Genomic DNA, 17,228 nt, shown 5'->3' with positions numbered 1-17,228 from the left:
AAAAAACCGTTTCAGAGGCTTATCAAAATTGTGATTCTATGCCCAAAAATCTGGTTTTTAGAACCATGGAGTTTAATTGTGAACTCCTGAAGACCCTGAAACCAGTTCAGGGTGAAGATAAACAGCTTCTGAAACGGTTATAGAGAAGTTAGATGCTTGAAACTTCAGCTTCTCTGTGGATTTTCTTTACTAAACCTTGAAGTACTTTCCCTGGTCCGGACTCAATGAAATGAGTGGCACCATCGGCTACCATAGACTGAACGGACTGAGTCCATTTTACCGGAGCTGTAAGCTGGATTTTCAAGTTTTCTTTAATCTCTTCAATATCTATAGAGGCCTTCGCGGTTACATTTTGATAAACAGGGCAACTAGGGGCTTTGAATTCAGTTTCATCAATGGCTTTTTCCAATTCTTCTCTGGCTGGTTCCATTAAAGGCGAATGAAAAGCACCGCCTACAGGTAGGGGAAGGGCTCTTTTTGCACCAGCTTCTAATGCCGCAGCGCAAGCTAATTCAATTCCTTTGTGAGAGCCGGAAATCACCAATTGTCCTGGACAGTTATAATTGGCAGCCACAACAACTTCATCTATTGAATTGCAAATTTCTTCTACTTGCTCATCGGCCAAACCTAAAATTGCGGCCATGGTTGAAGGGTTGATTTCACAAGCTTTTTGCATGGCTAAAGCACGCTGAGAAACGAGTTTAAGGCCATCTTCGAAAGATAAAACGCCATTGGCTACCAAAGCTGAAAATTCACCCAAAGAGTGACCAGCAACCATGTCTGGTTTAAAGTCTTCAGAAATTAAAGCCAATACCACCGAATGAAGGAAAATGGCAGGTTGGGTAACTTTGGTTTGCTTTAGCTCATCGGCAGTGCCTTCAAACATAATATCGGTAATTCTGAAACCGAGAATGTCGTTGGCTGATTCTAAAAGCTGCTTCGCCTTTTCAGATAAGTCGTATAGATCTTTGGCCATACCTGGAAACTGAGCTCCTTGGCCTGGGAATACATATGCGTTCATAGTTTTTCTCTTCTTGAATCGACAAAACTAAGCAATAATCGCTAAGCTCCCACAAACCTTTTTTTCAGTTCTGGTGTAGGCATTCGGCATGAATCTCTTTTTCCCCACCATTTATATCGATTTCGAGAGATGATATCGTAAACAGCATGACGAATAAAAGGAGGGACAATGATGAAAATATATAGCAAAGGCCAAAGACCGCTAAGTTTTTTCGCTATACGCAAGGCTGCTGAACTCTTTTTGAAAACCTTTCCATTGCTGAGAAGAACTATGCTGTCAAAATCAGAAGTGTTAAAGCCTAACTCCTTAAGCTTTTCTTGTCCATAATTTGATTGCAAAGCGGCAAACCTAAAATTTTCATTGGGGTCATGGTCAATGATGAAGTTTATAGAATTGTTGCAAAGATTACAAACTCCATCAAAAAGAATGATATCATCTGGGTTCTCTGAATCTTTATTCTGCATGTTTGAATTTATCCTATTTAGATGATTTACCTGACGATCTTTACCCAATTTTTAAACTCCATTTGACGTTTGTTGGGATCGAATACGTCAAAATTAACAATTGCCCTATAATAGTAAGTTCCCTCAGGTAGTTCTTTACCGTTTTTATCTTTTCCGTCCCAATCGATAAAATAGTTAGGTTCGTTTCCGTCTTCAGTATTGTAGCTGAATAATTCCTTACCTCCCCATCGGTTGAAAACTTGGAATTCTACGGATTTCACAAACCTTGGACATTTACCAGAAGGTTGGTCAAATGCTCTGAAAGTGTCATTTAGACCATCTCCATTTGGAGTGAAAGTGTTTGGCAATTCATAGTAAGGGCAGTTGTCGAAGCAAATGGATTTACTCAAAGTACTTTCGTTATTCGACCTATCTATAGAACTGATTTTATAACAGCCTTTAAAGGATGAAAGTCCTGTATGCGTAAATGTCATGTCGCGCGTATTTCCCACTAGCGTGAAAGTGCCTTCTTCACCAGAAGGAGAGAAATAAATATTGTAGCTGGCAATGTCGCCATCTTCATTGTTCACCGTCCAATTAAGGGTGTTTGAAAAGTTAGCATATGCACAACCTAAGAACTCTAAGTCAGGACAGTTAGGGCTTTCTAAAATAATCAGATCACCAATCATGGTCGTATCTCCAGGGATTTCTATATCAGGTTCGTTTGGCGGAATGCTATCACTAGGTTGAATGCAGAGAATTTGCGACTTGTTAAGTAGCGGAGCTGGTATTTTGTCATTTCCATAGCTACCGAAAGTTGTCACACGGTAACAATATTCTCGATCGTCAAAAAGAGGGATATTGTTGAATCTTCCATCGTCCAAATATTTGAAACCAAAATTCACAACGTTTACACTGTCAATCAATTCGAAAGTATTTACATCGTTTCCAGCAGCGTCTGTCCGGTTTCTGTAGATGTAGTGATAAGGATGATCTTGCGTTTTGTTAGACCAAGGAACTTCGGCTTGCCAATCCAATTCAACGCTCTGAACCAAACCATATGCACCTAACCAAACACTGGAAGCCATGGCTGAGCTGTCAATTAGGTTGTCGCCAGAATCATAAAATCTTACCTGATAGTGATATGGAATTTCTTCAGTATTGAGGCCCGTATCGGTAAAAATAGTGTCGGTTGTAGAAGTTACAAGAGTTCTTCCTGTAGTGCCATCGAACCCTTCGTAACGAATTAATTCATAACGGAATGGAGGAGGGAAAAGCGCTTGGTCGATTTCAAGAGGTGAAGTCCATTTTATAAAGGCTTCACCATTTGTAGTACTTGTTTCTTCTATTGAAACGTTGGTAATGGCTGGAACATCAATAGGTATGAGCGTACAAGTTTCTGCTGAGGCATAACTTGTTCCACCTTTTGGCAGAGGAAACTCCGCCACAATTCTGTAGCAATAATTTACTCCCGGTCGAATATCGTTGTCGTCAACGTAGCTGTTTTGATTTATCGGTACCTGATCAATTAATTCATATGAGCCTTCTGGAATTCCTATTTCACAATTTTCAGGATCAAAATCATAACTATCTACCCTGCGGTAAATTTTCATTATCGGATTATAATTTCTGCCAACATAACTATCCCATGTAAGCTGAATTTGTCTTGCATTTCCTATAGCAGAATTTAGGCCTTCTGGCGCTGGTGCTACCACGCGAATGTTCCAGGTCTTGAAGTCAATTAAGGAAGGTGCATCTGGGTCGGATGGCTTATCAGAAATTTTAAATTGAACCTCATAAGGTCTTGACTGAACATGAGCTAAATCGGTCTGCCAAGAGAACTCATATTCGGAAGGTTCAGGTCTGTAATCTGATTCAGGAGTGAAGGTGGCTGGATTAGGGTTTACGTCAAATATTCCACTATAAGCATCAATTCTTACTTGGTTATTGTCTGGGTCTGTTCCACGAATAATGGCTTCGAGTAAAGTGCCGGCTTCTACACAAGTGTCTTGAGGCACTTCCAATTCTGGTCTTTCATTGTCACAATCTTCAACCAAAATTTGCATATCACGAGTTACATATCCAAGCAGCTCAAATTGTTCTGTGATTTCAGAATAGCGCCATTCTTCTACAATAAATGCCGCATTGTATTCTCCTGCCACTTCTGGGGCATCCCAAACAAAATCTCCAGTAACTGGATCGATTTCGAAAAGAGTAGGGGTGCCACCGTTTTCACGAATGGTGGAAATAGAAGGGTCATTTAATGGTACATAATTGTTGGCAGGAACTCCTCTATCCTGTAAAGGGACTACCATTTTGTAAGCTAAACTGTCACCGTCAGGATCGTAAGCGCCTGGATTATGGATAAATCTTGAACCCACACAAGCTCTATCGATTGGCGGTACAGTGAGTTGAGGAGTTGCATTAATATCGAAGCCTGGGTCAATTCTTAAAACCGTTTCAATATGAAAAGGCGTATTTATGGAACTACCACCATTGATGTTTAGAATCTGGTCGTTCCGGTTTTGTTCTGTATAACTGATGAGATAAACCCCAGGAGCATCATAAGTATGTTCGAATTGGAGAATTGTCATTCGGGTTTCATTTCCTACCAGCTGTTCTTCACTATAAACAGCAGCATCGAATAGCGCTTGACGATTGCCACCAACAGTTCTTCCTTGTCCGAAATTGAAAACACCACCATCGCCTACTTGTACAACTGAGCCTGTATCAGAATAAATGACTAGGGTAAATCTATATTTTAAGCTAGATTGTGAGATTCTGACTGCTGTGATTTCTCCAGCTCTTAAATGCGAGGCCGAAGCTTCCAGTCCAGCTATGGACAATAAAAAAATGATGATTAGGGCTTTTCTACTCCAATTCATTCGAATCAATGGTTTATGCTTAAACGCAATATCAATAATAACTTGTACTTACGAACAAAAAAACTTGCTATTCTGTTACCGTACCGACTGTGTAATTTAGAATGTGTTCAAATAAAGGAGCCATTTGATTGATAACGATTGCGACCTTAACTTTGACTCACAAATTTAACCTTTAATTGACTTAATGAGCTGGCTAAAACAAACCTTCTCGAGTTCCATAGGCAGAAAGTATGCTATGGCGCTCTCAGCCCTATTTCTGATCATCTTTTTACTTCAACACTTTGTTATCAACCTTACCTCGGTTTTAAGTGCTGAAACCTTCAATGAACTCTCTCATTTCATGGGTACAAATGTATTAGTGCAGTTTGCTTTACAGCCTGTGCTGATCATTGGTGTGGTTTACCATTTTGTAATGGGTTTTATTCTTGAAGCTAAGAACAGAAATGCGAGAGCTATTAAATATGCTATGAACAAAGGGAGTGAAAACTCATCGTGGTTTTCTAGAAATATGATCTATTCTGGTCTAGTAATTCTTGGTTTCTTAGGCCTTCACTTCTACGATTTCTGGATTCCAGAAATTACACATAAGTATATAGAGTTTGCTCCTGAAGATCCGGGAAGATATTATTATGAATTGGTAGAGAAGTTTCACTCACCTGTGAGAGTTGGCTTATATGTACTTTCATTCGTGTTCCTTTCATTGCACTTGATGCACGGTTTCCAATCGGCATTCCAGTCTGTGGGAGCTCGTCACAGCAAGTACACTCCATTCATTAAGAAATTTGGAAAATTCTATGCCATTGCTATTCCAGCTGGCTTTATTTTCATCGCTCTTTACCATCATCTAACCGCTCTTTAATCTTAAGCAGCTATGACGAAATTAGATTCAAAGATTCCAGCTGGTCCTCTGAAAGATAAATGGACCAACCATAAAAATAACATCAAACTTGTAAACCCTGCTAACAAACGCTCAATCGATGTAATTGTAGTAGGTACTGGTTTGGCAGGAGGTTCTGCTGCGGCTAGTTTGGCAGAATTAGGCTATAATGTAAAGGCATTTTGTTATCAAGATTCTCCAAGAAGAGCTCACTCCATTGCTGCTCAAGGAGGTATCAATGCCGCAAAAAATTATCAAGGTGATGGTGACTCTACTTACCGTTTGTTCTACGACACGGTAAAAGGTGGTGATTACCGTTCTAGAGAAGAAAATGTTTACCGTTTGGCAGAAGTTTCTGCTAATATTATTGACCAATGTGTGGCTCAAGGAGTGCCATTTGCCCGTGATTACGGAGGGCTTTTGGATAACCGTTCTTTTGGTGGTGTACAGGTTTCAAGAACTTTCTACGCAAAAGGACAAACCGGACAGCAGCTTCTTTTAGGTTGTTATTCGGCCATGTCTCGCCAAATTGGTAAGGGTAAAATCAAGATGTACAACCGTCACGAAATGCTCGATGTAGTAATTGTTGACGGAAAGGCAAGAGGGATTATTGCTCGAAACTTAATCACTGGTGAAATAGAAAGGCATTCTGCACATGCAGTTGTAATTGCTTCAGGTGGTTACGGAAACGTGTTTTTCCTTTCAACCAACGCAATGGGTTCCAACGTTTCAGCGGGCTGGAAGGTGCATAAAAAAGGTGCATTCTTTGCTAACCCTTGCTACACTCAAATTCACCCAACCTGTATTCCTCAGCATGGAGATCAACAGTCTAAATTGACTTTGATGTCTGAATCTTTGAGAAATGACGGTAGAATTTGGGTTCCGAAGAAAAAAGAAGATGCTGAAGCGATTCGTGCTGGCAAATTGAAGCCAACTCAAATTGCAGAAGAAGATAGAGATTATTACTTGGAAAGAAGATATCCTTCTTTTGGTAACCTTGTGCCTCGTGATGTAGCTTCTCGTGCTGCTAAAGAAAGATGCGATGCTGGTTACGGAGTAGGAACAAACGAAACAGGTGAAGCTGTTTACTTGGACTTCTCTTCGGCTATCATGCGTTACGGAAAAGAGCAAGCGAATATTCACCATATTCACGATGCTTCTGAAGCTAAAATCAAGGAATTGGGTGAAGCCGTTGTGGAGAAGAAGTATGGTAATCTTTTCCAGATGTACGAAAAAATCACAGCGGACAATCCATATAAAACTCCAATGAAAATCTACCCAGCAGTTCATTATACCATGGGTGGTGTTTGGGTAGATTATAATTTGATGACCACCATCAAAGGTTGCTACGCGATTGGTGAGGCGAACTTCTCAGATCACGGAGCTAACCGTTTAGGAGCTTCAGCTTTGATGCAAGGTTTGGCCGATGGATATTTTGTACTTCCATATACAATTGGTGATTATTTGGCTGACGACATCAGAACAGGGGCTATTCCTACAAATTCTCCAGAATTTGATGAGGCTGAAAAAGCCGTGAAAGATAGAATCGAGTTCTTTATCAATAATAAAGGAACCAAGTCTGTAGATCATTTCCACAAGCGTTTAGGCAAAGTGATGTGGAATAAAGTTGGTATGGCTAGAAATGCTCAAGGACTTACTGAAGCGATTGAGGAAATCAAGCAAATCAGAGAAGAATTCTGGAAAGACGTAAAAGTGCCAGGAACAGCGGATAGCATGAACCCTGAGTTGGAAAAAGCAGGTCGTGTTGCCGATTTCTTAGAATTGGGTGAACTCTTTGCAAGAGATGCTTTATTGAGAGAGGAGTCTTGTGGAGGTCATTATCGCGAAGAACATAGCACAGAAGAAGGAGAGGCCATGAGAGATGATGCGAACTTTACGCACGTTTCTGCTTGGGAATTCAAAGGCGAACCTTCGGAAGCTATTCTTCATAAAGAAGAACTGGTTTATCAGAATATTGAATTGAAGACCCGTTCATATAAATAATTAATTGAGAATTTAAGATCAGAAAATATGTCAACAGCAAACGGATTGAATCTTACACTGAAAGTTTGGAGACAAAAGAATGACAAAGACCAAGGCAAAATGGAAACCTATCAGGTTTCTGATATTTCGCCTGACAGTTCATTCCTTGAGATGATGGATATTCTCAATGAACAGTTGATCAATAACGGAGATGACCCAGTTGCTTTCGACCATGATTGTAGAGAAGGTATTTGTGGAATGTGCTCTATGTATATCAATGGGGAAGCACATGGCCCAGGGCGTGGTATTACCACTTGCCAGCTTCACATGAGGGAATTCAAAAGTGGCGATACTATCTATATTGAGCCATGGAGAGCGAAAGCCTTCCCCGTAATCAAAGACTTGGTGGTTGATCGTGGCGCTTTCGATAGAATTATGGCAGCGGGTGGTTTCGTGAGCGTTAATACCTCGGGAAATACTCAAGATGCTAACGCTATTCCAGTTCCAAAGGTAAATGCCGATAAAGCTTTCGATGCCGCTACATGTATTGGCTGTGGAGCTTGTGTGGCTACTTGTAAAAATGCTTCAGCTATGCTTTTCGTTTCAGCTAAAGTTTCTCAGTTTGCTCTTTTACCACAAGGTCAAGTAGAAGCTAAGGAACGTGTTCTGAATATGGTTAAGCAAATGGACGATGAGGGATTCGGAAACTGTTCTAATACTGGGGCTTGCGAGGTTGAATGTCCGAAAGGAATTAGCCTTGAAAATATAGCTCGAATGAACAGAGAATATATGAAAGCGAGCATCGCTGGCGAGCAGGAAGTTTAGGATTCTAATCACATATTAGAAATATAGAAGCCTCGTAAGAGGCTTTTTTTATGCCCGTTATTTAGAGTAGGTTGATTTTTATGTTTTTCAGTTTATGTTTAGAACAAGTGAGATTGATAAATATCAATTAAAAATGTTTTTAACAATATTTTTTTGAGTTCAAAAGAGGATATCCTAAATGAATAAAGTACTTTGGCGGACTTTTAATTTTAAGATATGAGGTCTCTTTTTTTCTCCTTTCTCTGTTTGTTTCTTGGCTTTTCTGACATTTCTCAAACGAATGTTTCTAGAACCATAAGTTCCAACACAACCTGGGCTAAGGCGGATTCTCCATTAGAAGCTGAGTACGGTCAAGTGGATAACATTAACATTACAGTTGAAGATGGTATTAATAATGTAAAGTCCTACTTAAACTCACTGACTGTCCTGCCTGTAAATGAATATAAGCCAGTAATTAATGGGTTAGAGATTCTGTTTGGGCCAAAGTATGAGATTTCGGGTACACCTGTTGAAGAAAATATTTGGGGGGTTGAGTTGCAGGTAAGTTATGGGCAGTCAAAGGATGACTTATCTCAGATGTCTATTTTAATGAATATAAACTCATCTGATATGCCCATAGTAAAGGGGCTTCCTCAAACTTTTAATTATGTGGAAGATGATCCACAATTTGATTTTGACCCAATTCAGGTTGAAGGAGATGATCCAGATGAGATTTTTGAATTTGAGATATATCAAAATTATTTGACGGGTAAATTAGCCTCTTCCAAAGTTCAGCTTTCTGATTTTTGGAGCGAAAATATGTATAAGGGAGAGCTTCCCTTAAACGAGATTAACCAATTATTGTCATCACTTTCATTTTCACCTTACTTGAATGTTGATGAAGGCTCGAAAGTTGAGTTTAAAATCAGAAGAAAAGGAGGGCAATTGACTTATATAGGAGAACTGTTGCTCAATGTAACTCCAATAAACGATCAACCAATAATAGAAGACATTGGGTTACAAAGGGCATTTGTAGGTGATAGTATTTCTTTCTTCGCAAAGTTTAACGACCCGGAAGAGGGGAGATTGCTTGATTTCTCTGTAAATAGTTTACCGACCTGGATGACCTATCATAATTCAAAGGCAAGAGATGAATTGGTTGCAGGCTTGTCAGGTCAAGCCATTGGATTCAAGTTGGGTAAGCCTTCTGAGTCTCAGTTTTACGCTCCAAAATACATGCACTTTGATCATGATGGTAACCTCTTGTTTACTGATGAGGGATTAGATGCCGTTTTTAAACTAGATTTTGAAAAGGAAGAAGTTACAATTTTCGCGGGCACAACGCAGGAAGGAAATAAATTGGGTCCTAGGCTTGAAGCCCAATTCAGTAAACCTACAGGTATAGAGATTACAAGTGATGGGACGGTGTACGTAAATGATGCTGGCAATAATCAGGTAAAGGCCATATTACCTTCTGGAGAAGTAAAATTAATTGCTGGAAATGGGCAGGCAGGTGATTTAGAGGGGCCATTCTTGAACGCTTCCTTTAATTACCTAAGAGAAATATTTGTAGATGAAAAAAATGGCTGGATATACGTTAATTCAGGTGGAAAAATAAGGCCTCTTTTTCTTCTTAGTCAGTATGCCCATTCTCTACTATTTCCCAATTATTCTTTTTCGGCTACCAGTCTGCACCTGGACAAAAATGGAGATTTACTGGTAGGTAGCTTTGGTTTTATTTATCACTATGATCGTTTCGGTACACTACTTAGGTATTACGGAGCTGGTGGTATGACCGAGCCTGGAGATGGATCATTTGACGTTGCTAGAATAGGGGTAGTAGCATCTATTGCTGAGAATGAAGAAGGGCAAATACTCTTTTATGATCAGTCGAGCAAAAGCATTAGAAAGATAGACAAAGAGTTGGAAGTGATTAGTACGATTGCTGGCGCTAGTGATGGAGATTACCGCTCTGGGATTGATGATCAAATAAGACTAGATGTCAATGGAAATATATTAGTAAGAGATGGTGAAATATTTTTTGCACAATCCTCTGTGATACGTAAGCTGGTGACTGATGAACATCTATTTTATGGAACTCCTGAAGTCTCGGACATAGGATCTCATATTGTAGGTTTTGAAATTGAGGATAGCGAGGGTTTTAAAACTCAAGGACAAATAGATGTTGAAGTTTATGCTAATGATAGACTTGATATACATGGACTTGATACCCTTCTATTTATAGGGGAAAAACAAGAAGTATTCCCTATTCCTAAAATTGAAATACTTAGCTCCAATATTAATTCAGTTGAGTTAGTAATTGAAAGGTTAAATAATACGGATATATCATTAGGTACATCTCCTAATGATCTTTTGGAATTTGACCAAGATAATGAAAGGTGGCTTTTAACTGGCTCATCGTTAGAATTGAATGAATTATTAAAAGGACTCAAGGCTTATTCAACAAGCTTTGAGGAGGAAAGACTTTTATTTTCATTCAAAAAGTCTGGTGGAATACTTGAAAACTCAGGTTCGGTTTTGATACTTGTAGAACCAGAAAATGACTTGCCTGAATATTTGGGAAATACCACTTATGAAGTAGTTGCGGGAGAAAATTTAGAGATTGATTTTTTAATTAGTGATCAAGATAATGATTATGTGTCATTGCATCTTTCTGGCTTGCCTTCTTTTGGTAAAGCTGATTCAACCTACTTACTGCAAAAATATTTAAACCCTATATATTCCAAAAATCTACCAGATTCAACTAGAGATAGACTGTTTATTGATCCTACAGGCCTCGCTAAAAATTCATTAGGGGAGATTTATTTCGCAGATAAACAGAGAAATCAGGTGATGAAAATCACTTCTTCATCGAGCTATGAGGCGTATGTGGGCTCAGGTATCAGAGGATATAAAAATGGGACTCGGCTTGATGCTGAATTCAACTTACCATATAGGCTTACTTTTGATTCTGAAGACAACCTAATCATATCAGATCGGCTCAATGCAAGTCTAAGAAAAGTAACTGCTGACGGACAGGTAGAAACTCTAATTGGACATGGTAGTAGACCCAGTATCATATCATTTGTAGGGCAGGATGGGTACATAGATTCCGCACAACCCTATGATATTTATGGATTTGATGTTGATAGTGAGGGCAATCTATATACAGGGACAGTATTCTCGGTGGGCAAATTAAATACAGATGGTTATTACGAGCATATCGCTGGATTACCCAATTATACTGGTATAGATGATGTGGATGGAGATAAGAATACTTCTCGATTGGGAAATGTAGTTGATGTAGTAGCTCTGGCTAAAGACTCTCTTTTGATATGGGATGCTCAATATTATAAGCTAAAGCTCTACAACAAAGGTATTACTTCTACTTTGTTGGGGAATGGATATGGATTAAAAGATGGCGACTTTAATACTGCCAAGATAGGTGGTGTGAAGGCTTCTGAGCAATTAAAGGATGGAAGGATAATCTTCGGAGCTGAATACAGTGGTACTATACGTATGCTTGACCTTAGGAATGATAGTATCTATACGATAATAGGTCAAAGCTATCCTGGGAGTGAATATGGTTTAGCTTCCGATTTGCCATATGATGTAGCCAAAGATTTTCTGGAATTGGATAATGGTGATATACTTATTGCTGCACCAGGAAGAATTGATAGACTAACTTATACAACGCCCAAGGTTAGGTTTACACCTACTCTTTCAGATTTAGGGGAACACAAGTTTACATTGAGCGTTTCCGATGGTAAAGGTGGTATTGTTGAAGAAGAAATCACTATCAACGTTTTAGTCCCCAATATGGCTCCTGAAGTCACTGAAATTGACGATTTGGCTGCAACCTTTGGAGATGATGATTTGACTATTCAACTATTCAACTATTTCAGTGATGCAGAAAGTGCAGATGATGAATTGACCTATGAAGTGGTTTCGATAGATGTTGAAACGGTGGTGACTGCCAATGCTATCAGTTCTACGGATGGTGTTCTGAATCTGAATATTCAAGGAGCAGGAGAAGCAAATGTAACCGTAAAAGCTACTGACGTAAAAGGTGAATCAGTTACTTCAACTTTTTCCGTAGCCATTGCCAAAGCAGAAGCTGAGATTGATCTGGGAGAACTGGAATTCATCAATGATGAAACCGAAAAGCCTGTGACAGTGTCGACTGTGCCAGCTGGCCTGAACTACACGCTTACATATGATGAAGAAACAGACGTTCCTTCAACTTTAGGAGAGTATGTAGTAAAAGTGGTGATTGATGAAGCCAATTATAAAGGTGAACTAATTGCTACACTCAAGGTGCTTAACATGGCTCCAGAGGATGTTTTGCTGAGCAACACTTTCGTGTTTGAGAATTCAGAGGACCATGAAATTGGCAGTTTCACCGCAACGGACCAGAACCCTACAGATAGCCATACCTTTAGCTTGATTGATGGTGAAGGAGATAATGGACTGTTCAGCCTTTCCGAAGGGAAGCTCTCAAGTAAATCTAGCTTCAACTTTGAGGAAAACACGGAATATACAATCAAGGTAATGGTCGCGGATAACTATGGTGCAAGTTTTGAAAAACAGCTCACCATCCAAGTACAAGATGTTAACGAAGCCCCAACCATAGATTCTTATGAAGAAGTACAGGTTGTGAAGAACCTTGGAGAATTAACGCTTCAACTTTCGGGAATTTCAGCGGGAGAGGATGCTGGTCAAACGGTGTCTATTGAAGCAGATGGTGAAGGTGTGGTAAGTGCTACATCCGTTACCCTAGGTGAAGATGGTTTGGCAATCCTTAATTTCACTTCCGAAGCTGGCGAAGAAGGTGAAGGAATCATTACAATAACCGTCAAGGATGATGGAGGTACGGCACATAATGGTTCGGATACTAAGGTGTTAGAAATTCCTGTTAAAGTGCTTTCCGCCAATATTGGAGTAAATTCCGCCACCAATTGTGGGCCGGGCCAAGTAACCATGACTGCTTCAGGAGCTGATAATTATGCATGGTATAGCACTCCATTGGAGGGAAGCCCATTGCAAGAAGGTGAAAGTTATGAACTGGAACTTGATGCTTCAGCCACCTATTACGTAGCTGGTATTTTCTCCGGAGAAGAATCGAAGTTAAGAGTACCTATTACTGCAACTATTTTTGATCAACCGGAAAGTCCTCAGGTGAATAATTCTGATGGGACTCTTTCAGTAACGCAGCAAAGTGACATGAGCTATCAGTGGTATTTGGATGGGCAACTTATAGAAGGAGCTACTGACAATACATATATGCCGAATGCAAATGGCAACTATTCGCTTCAAATAACAAATGAAAACGGATGTCAAGCGGAATCGGAGAGCATTGAGATGATCGTAACTGCCATTGAAGAAGAAGCGAGTACCATTCCTGTAACGGTTTATCCTGTTCCTACCAGCGATTACATTAATTTGGAGTTTGAGAAGCCGTTGGCAAAAGGAGCAACTATTCGACTGATAGACAATAGCGGAAGAGAACTTGCATTGAGGTTAATCTCCGTGCCAACCCAGAAGGTAAGTTTAGACATTAGAAGCTTTGCTTCTGGTTCACATACAGTATTGATCCAAGATGGAAATCGCTTTGTCAGGAAGAAAGTGATTATAAAGAAATAGAATCACCACAAAAAGAAGAAGGCCGAGTTTAACTCGGCCTTCTTCTTTTATGCTTTATGAGTTGAATAATTAATTCAGCTTCCCTTAATCTTAAACAGTAGCTACGTTAACAGCTACAACAGATTTTATCTCTGGAATATCTCTTTTAATAGCCTCTTCAACGCCAGCTTTCATCGTCATTGGAGACATTGGGCAACTCTCGCAAGCACCAACCAATTCTAGTTTTACCACCATGTCATCGGTGATTTCTAACACCTTTACATCGCCACCATCAGCCACCAAAAAAGGTCTGATTTTTTCCAAAGCTGCTTCTACTCTTTCTAACATAGCCATAAATGTACATTTAAACTTTTAATTCTACTCGCTTTGTTTCAGCTAATTGTGCATTTCTAATCGCAACTTGCTGAGCGGTTTGTTGTGCCAAAGTCTTAAAGGCTTCGGCCGTAATAAAGTCTTGCATTACTGCAGGATATCCAATATCACCGGCTTCGCGAATGCCTTGCACCAATGGAATTTGGCCAAGGAAATTCACTTTATGTTTGTCGGCTAATTTTCTGCCGCCATCTTTCCCGAAGATATAATACTTGTTATCTGGTAATTCTTCAGGCGTAAAATAAGCCATGTTTTCAACCACACCTAAAATCGGCACATTGATTTGTGGTTGCATAAACATAGCTAATCCTTTTTGGGCATCGGCTAAAGCTACTTTTTGAGGAGTAGTCACCAAAACAACTCCCGTTACGGGAACAGTTTGTACCAAAGTAAGGTGAATGTCGCTTGTACCTGGAGGTAAATCGATCAGTAAATAATCAAGTTCACCCCAATCGGTGTCACCAATAAATTGCTTTAAAGCGCTGCTCGCCATAGGGCCACGCCAAACCACTGCATTTTCAGCTGGGGTTAAAAATCCTATTGAAATAAGCTTTACGCCATATTGCTGAATAGGAATAATAAGATTTTTGTCTCCTTCCTTTCTTATGCCCGGTTGCTCATGCTCGCAGTTGAACATTGTTGGCATTGAAGGCCCAGAAATATCAGCATCAATAACGCCAACTTTAGCACCTGTTTTGGCTAAAGCTACAGCCAAATTTGCGGTTACCGTTGATTTTCCAACTCCTCCTTTACCGGAAGCTACCGCGATAATATTTTTTACATTCGGTAATAATGGAGCATTGTCTCTTGTACTCGTTACATGAGAACTCATCAAAATGTCTACTTCAAAGCCAGTCCCAATGTGTTCTTCGATAGCCTTCAAACAGTCATTTTTAATAACTTCTTTTAAAGGGCAAGCTGGGGTGGTTAACATTACAGTAAACGACAAATGGTTGTCCTTAATCTCAATATCCTGGATCATGTTAAGGCTCACCAAATCCTTTTTGATATCGGGATCATCAACATGCCTTAGCGCGTTCAACACATTTTCTTTCGTAAGTACTGCCATATTTTCAGAATTGCGGTGCAAATTAAAGGGTTTTATTCAGTCTAAATAACAGCTTGGTTCGAAAAACGTTCCTCTTGCCCCATTTGCTTTGTTGGAGTTTGAATTGAAATTATAGGTAGTTCCATTCCTTAGCTACGTTTCTTCATGCCAAGCGAACTAAAAACGGCTATATTTGAATTTTTGAAGGGATGGCCATAAGCGATAGCACGATACAAGAAATCAAAAACCGCATCGACATAGTCGAGGTGGTAGGAGACTTTGTTGCCTTAAAAAAAGTGGGCGCGAATTATCGTGGATTGAGCCCATTTACGAATGAAAAAACGCCTTCCTTTTACGTATCTCCTTCAAAGGAAATTTTCAAATGCTTTAGCAGCGGAAAAGGAGGCGATGCCATCAGCTTTGTAATGGAAGTGGAGGGCATCAGTTACATTGAATCGCTCAAATATCTGGCGGCAAAATACGGCATTGAAGTTCAAGAAGAAGAGCAAACCGATGAGCAGCTCTCAGCTCAAAATGAGCGAGATAGTCTTTTTATTGTACTGAAGTTTGCCGGTGATTTTTTCAAAGAAGTTCTCTGGGAGAAGGAAGAAGGGCGAAGTATTGGCTTGAGCTATTTTAAAGAGCGAGGGTTTTCTGAAAGTACAATCAAGAAATTTGATTTGGGCTACAGCCTCGATGCTTGGGATGGCTTAATGAAAGAGGCCAAAGCAAAAGGGCATTCCGAAGAAATTTTAGAGAAGGCCGGACTTATTCTTAAGTCCGAAAATAAGGTTTACGATAGGTTCCGGGGCCGAGTGATGTTTCCAATCCATAATGTGGCTGGGAAAGTTATTGCCTTTGGAGCCCGAACGCTTCGCAAGGATAAAAAACAGCCTAAGTATATAAACTCGCCAGAGACTGGGGTTTATCACAAGAGTAACATCGTTTATGGTATCCATCAGGCGCGCCAGGCCATCCGTAATGAAGACATGTGCTATTTGGTGGAAGGCTACACCGATGTGATTTCCATGCATCAAAGCGGGGTGGAAAATGTGGTGGCTTCTTCCGGAACATCATTGACCAAGGAACAAATCCAGTTGATTGGCCGATATACCAAAAACATCACGGTGCTATATGATGGTGATAACGCTGGAATAAAAGCTTCTTTCCGTGGAATAGACTTGATTTTAGAGCATGATTTGAATGTTCGTGCTGTCGTTTTTCCTGAAGGCGAAGATCCTGATAGCTTTTCTAGAACCATGGGTACGGAAGATTTCAAAAACTATTTGAAAGAGAATGCTCAGGATTTTATCACCTTCAAAACAAATGTGCTCACAGATGGTGGAAAAAACACCGATCCTACCAAAAAAGTGGCAACCATTCGAGAGGTTGTCGATAGTATCGCGCTGATTCCCGATGGAATAAAACGCTCTGTTTATTTACAGTCTTGCGCCCATATTCTGGATATCGATGAGCAGGTTTTAATCTCAGAGCTGAATAAAATTCTTATTCAGAAACAAAGAAAGGATAAAACCAAGGCGGTCGAAAATCAACAAGTTGAAGATGAACTGAATGCACTTCTTCAGAGTAAAGAAGCTCAAGAACCTGTAACTTCAACACCTTACTATGTAGAGAGGGAATGCTTGCGGATGATTGTCAATTATGCGAATGAGCCTTTTGATGAAGATTTGACCGTGGGTGAATTCATTCTTCAAGAAACAAGCGACATTGTTTTTGAAGATCAAATGATTGCTCAAATCGTAGAAAAGGCTTTTTCTATCATCAACGAAGGTCAAAAAATTGAAGTCGACCAATTTATAACACCTGAAAATCCGAAAGTAACTCAACTTGTAATAGACTTAATGGACGTTAAAAACTTCATAAGCGAAGGTTGGGAGCAGCGCCATAGAATAAGTACTTCTCACGAAAGTGAAGATTTGAACCTTGCTACTTACAAAGTGGTTCTGAGGTTGAAAAGAAAGAAGTTAGAAGGTTTATTGGAAGAAAATGATGAAGCCTTGAAAGCATCCAAGGATTTCTCTGAGCAAGACGATTTGATCAGAATGCGCATGCATCTGAAGGCCTTATATGATCAGGTCACCAAAGAGCTTGGTATTGTAGTTTCTAAGTAACTTTTCCTTATTACCTTTAC

The 17,228-nt window shown here is 39.8% G+C and carries 10 protein-coding genes; 5 read left to right on the top strand and 5 right to left on the bottom strand.

The annotated features are described in order from the left end of the window. Positions 1–148: 148 nt before the first annotated feature. From fabD to ACXACJ_RS12985, 3 genes are read right to left on the bottom strand one after another with little or no spacing between them, the layout of a single operon-like run. Positions 149–1,021, bottom strand: coding sequence for an ACP S-malonyltransferase (gene fabD / locus ACXACJ_RS12995; RefSeq protein ID WP_475134864.1), 873 nt, complete (start codon positions 1,019–1,021; stop codon positions 149–151). 41 nt (positions 1,022–1,062) lie between these two features. Then, the gene (locus ACXACJ_RS12990; protein ID WP_475134863.1) at positions 1,063–1,485 is read right to left on the bottom strand and encodes a thiol-disulfide oxidoreductase DCC family protein; all 423 of its coding nucleotides are present in this window, start codon (positions 1,483–1,485) and stop codon (positions 1,063–1,065) included. Positions 1,486–1,511: 26 nt separating this feature from the next. Next, a complete protein-coding gene (locus tag ACXACJ_RS12985; RefSeq protein WP_475134862.1) occupies positions 1,512–4,349 on the bottom strand; it encodes a T9SS type B sorting domain-containing protein in 2,838 nt (945 codons plus the stop codon). Positions 4,350–4,533: 184 nt separating this feature from the next. Between ACXACJ_RS12985 and ACXACJ_RS12980 the strand changes: the two genes are divergently transcribed. The 4 genes from ACXACJ_RS12980 to ACXACJ_RS12965 all read left to right on the top strand — a co-directional run bounded on the left by ACXACJ_RS12980 (position 4,534) and on the right by ACXACJ_RS12965 (position 13,656). Beyond that, positions 4,534–5,208, top strand: coding sequence for a succinate dehydrogenase cytochrome b subunit (locus tag ACXACJ_RS12980; protein ID WP_475134861.1), 675 nt, complete (start codon positions 4,534–4,536; stop codon positions 5,206–5,208). Between the two features lie 12 nt (positions 5,209–5,220). Beyond that, the gene (locus tag ACXACJ_RS12975) at positions 5,221–7,230 is read left to right on the top strand and encodes a fumarate reductase/succinate dehydrogenase flavoprotein subunit (protein ID WP_475134860.1); all 2,010 of its coding nucleotides are present in this window, start codon (positions 5,221–5,223) and stop codon (positions 7,228–7,230) included. 45 nt (positions 7,231–7,275) lie between these two features. Further along, positions 7,276–8,034, top strand: coding sequence for a succinate dehydrogenase/fumarate reductase iron-sulfur subunit (locus ACXACJ_RS12970; RefSeq protein WP_475135090.1), 759 nt, complete (start codon positions 7,276–7,278; stop codon positions 8,032–8,034). 216 nt (positions 8,035–8,250) lie between these two features. After that, positions 8,251–13,656 (top strand): Ig-like domain-containing protein, encoded by a 5,406-nt coding sequence (locus ACXACJ_RS12965; RefSeq protein ID WP_475134859.1) that lies wholly within the window; start codon positions 8,251–8,253, stop codon positions 13,654–13,656. A 90-nt stretch (positions 13,657–13,746) separates the two neighbouring features. Here ACXACJ_RS12965 and ACXACJ_RS12960 read toward each other — a convergent pair whose 3' ends face one another. Next, positions 13,747–13,989, bottom strand: coding sequence for a NifU family protein (locus ACXACJ_RS12960; RefSeq protein WP_475134858.1), 243 nt, complete (start codon positions 13,987–13,989; stop codon positions 13,747–13,749). Positions 13,990–13,999: 10 nt separating this feature from the next. Further along, complete coding sequence (locus ACXACJ_RS12955; RefSeq protein ID WP_475134857.1) at positions 14,000–15,097, bottom strand: Mrp/NBP35 family ATP-binding protein; 1,098 nt, start codon at positions 15,095–15,097, stop codon at positions 14,000–14,002. Positions 15,098–15,285: 188 nt separating this feature from the next. On the opposite strand from ACXACJ_RS12955, the gene dnaG reads away from it, so the two are divergent. Then, entirely contained in the window at positions 15,286–17,208 is a 1,923-nt protein-coding gene (gene dnaG, locus ACXACJ_RS12950) for a DNA primase (protein ID WP_475134856.1), read from the top strand. Positions 17,209–17,228 lie beyond the last annotated feature (20 nt).

It is taken from the genome of Roseivirga sp. AWQ4_251, from assembly GCF_056158225.1.
The sequence above is the reverse complement of the archived record's forward strand: the minus strand, read 5'-3'. Positions and strand labels throughout refer to the sequence as shown.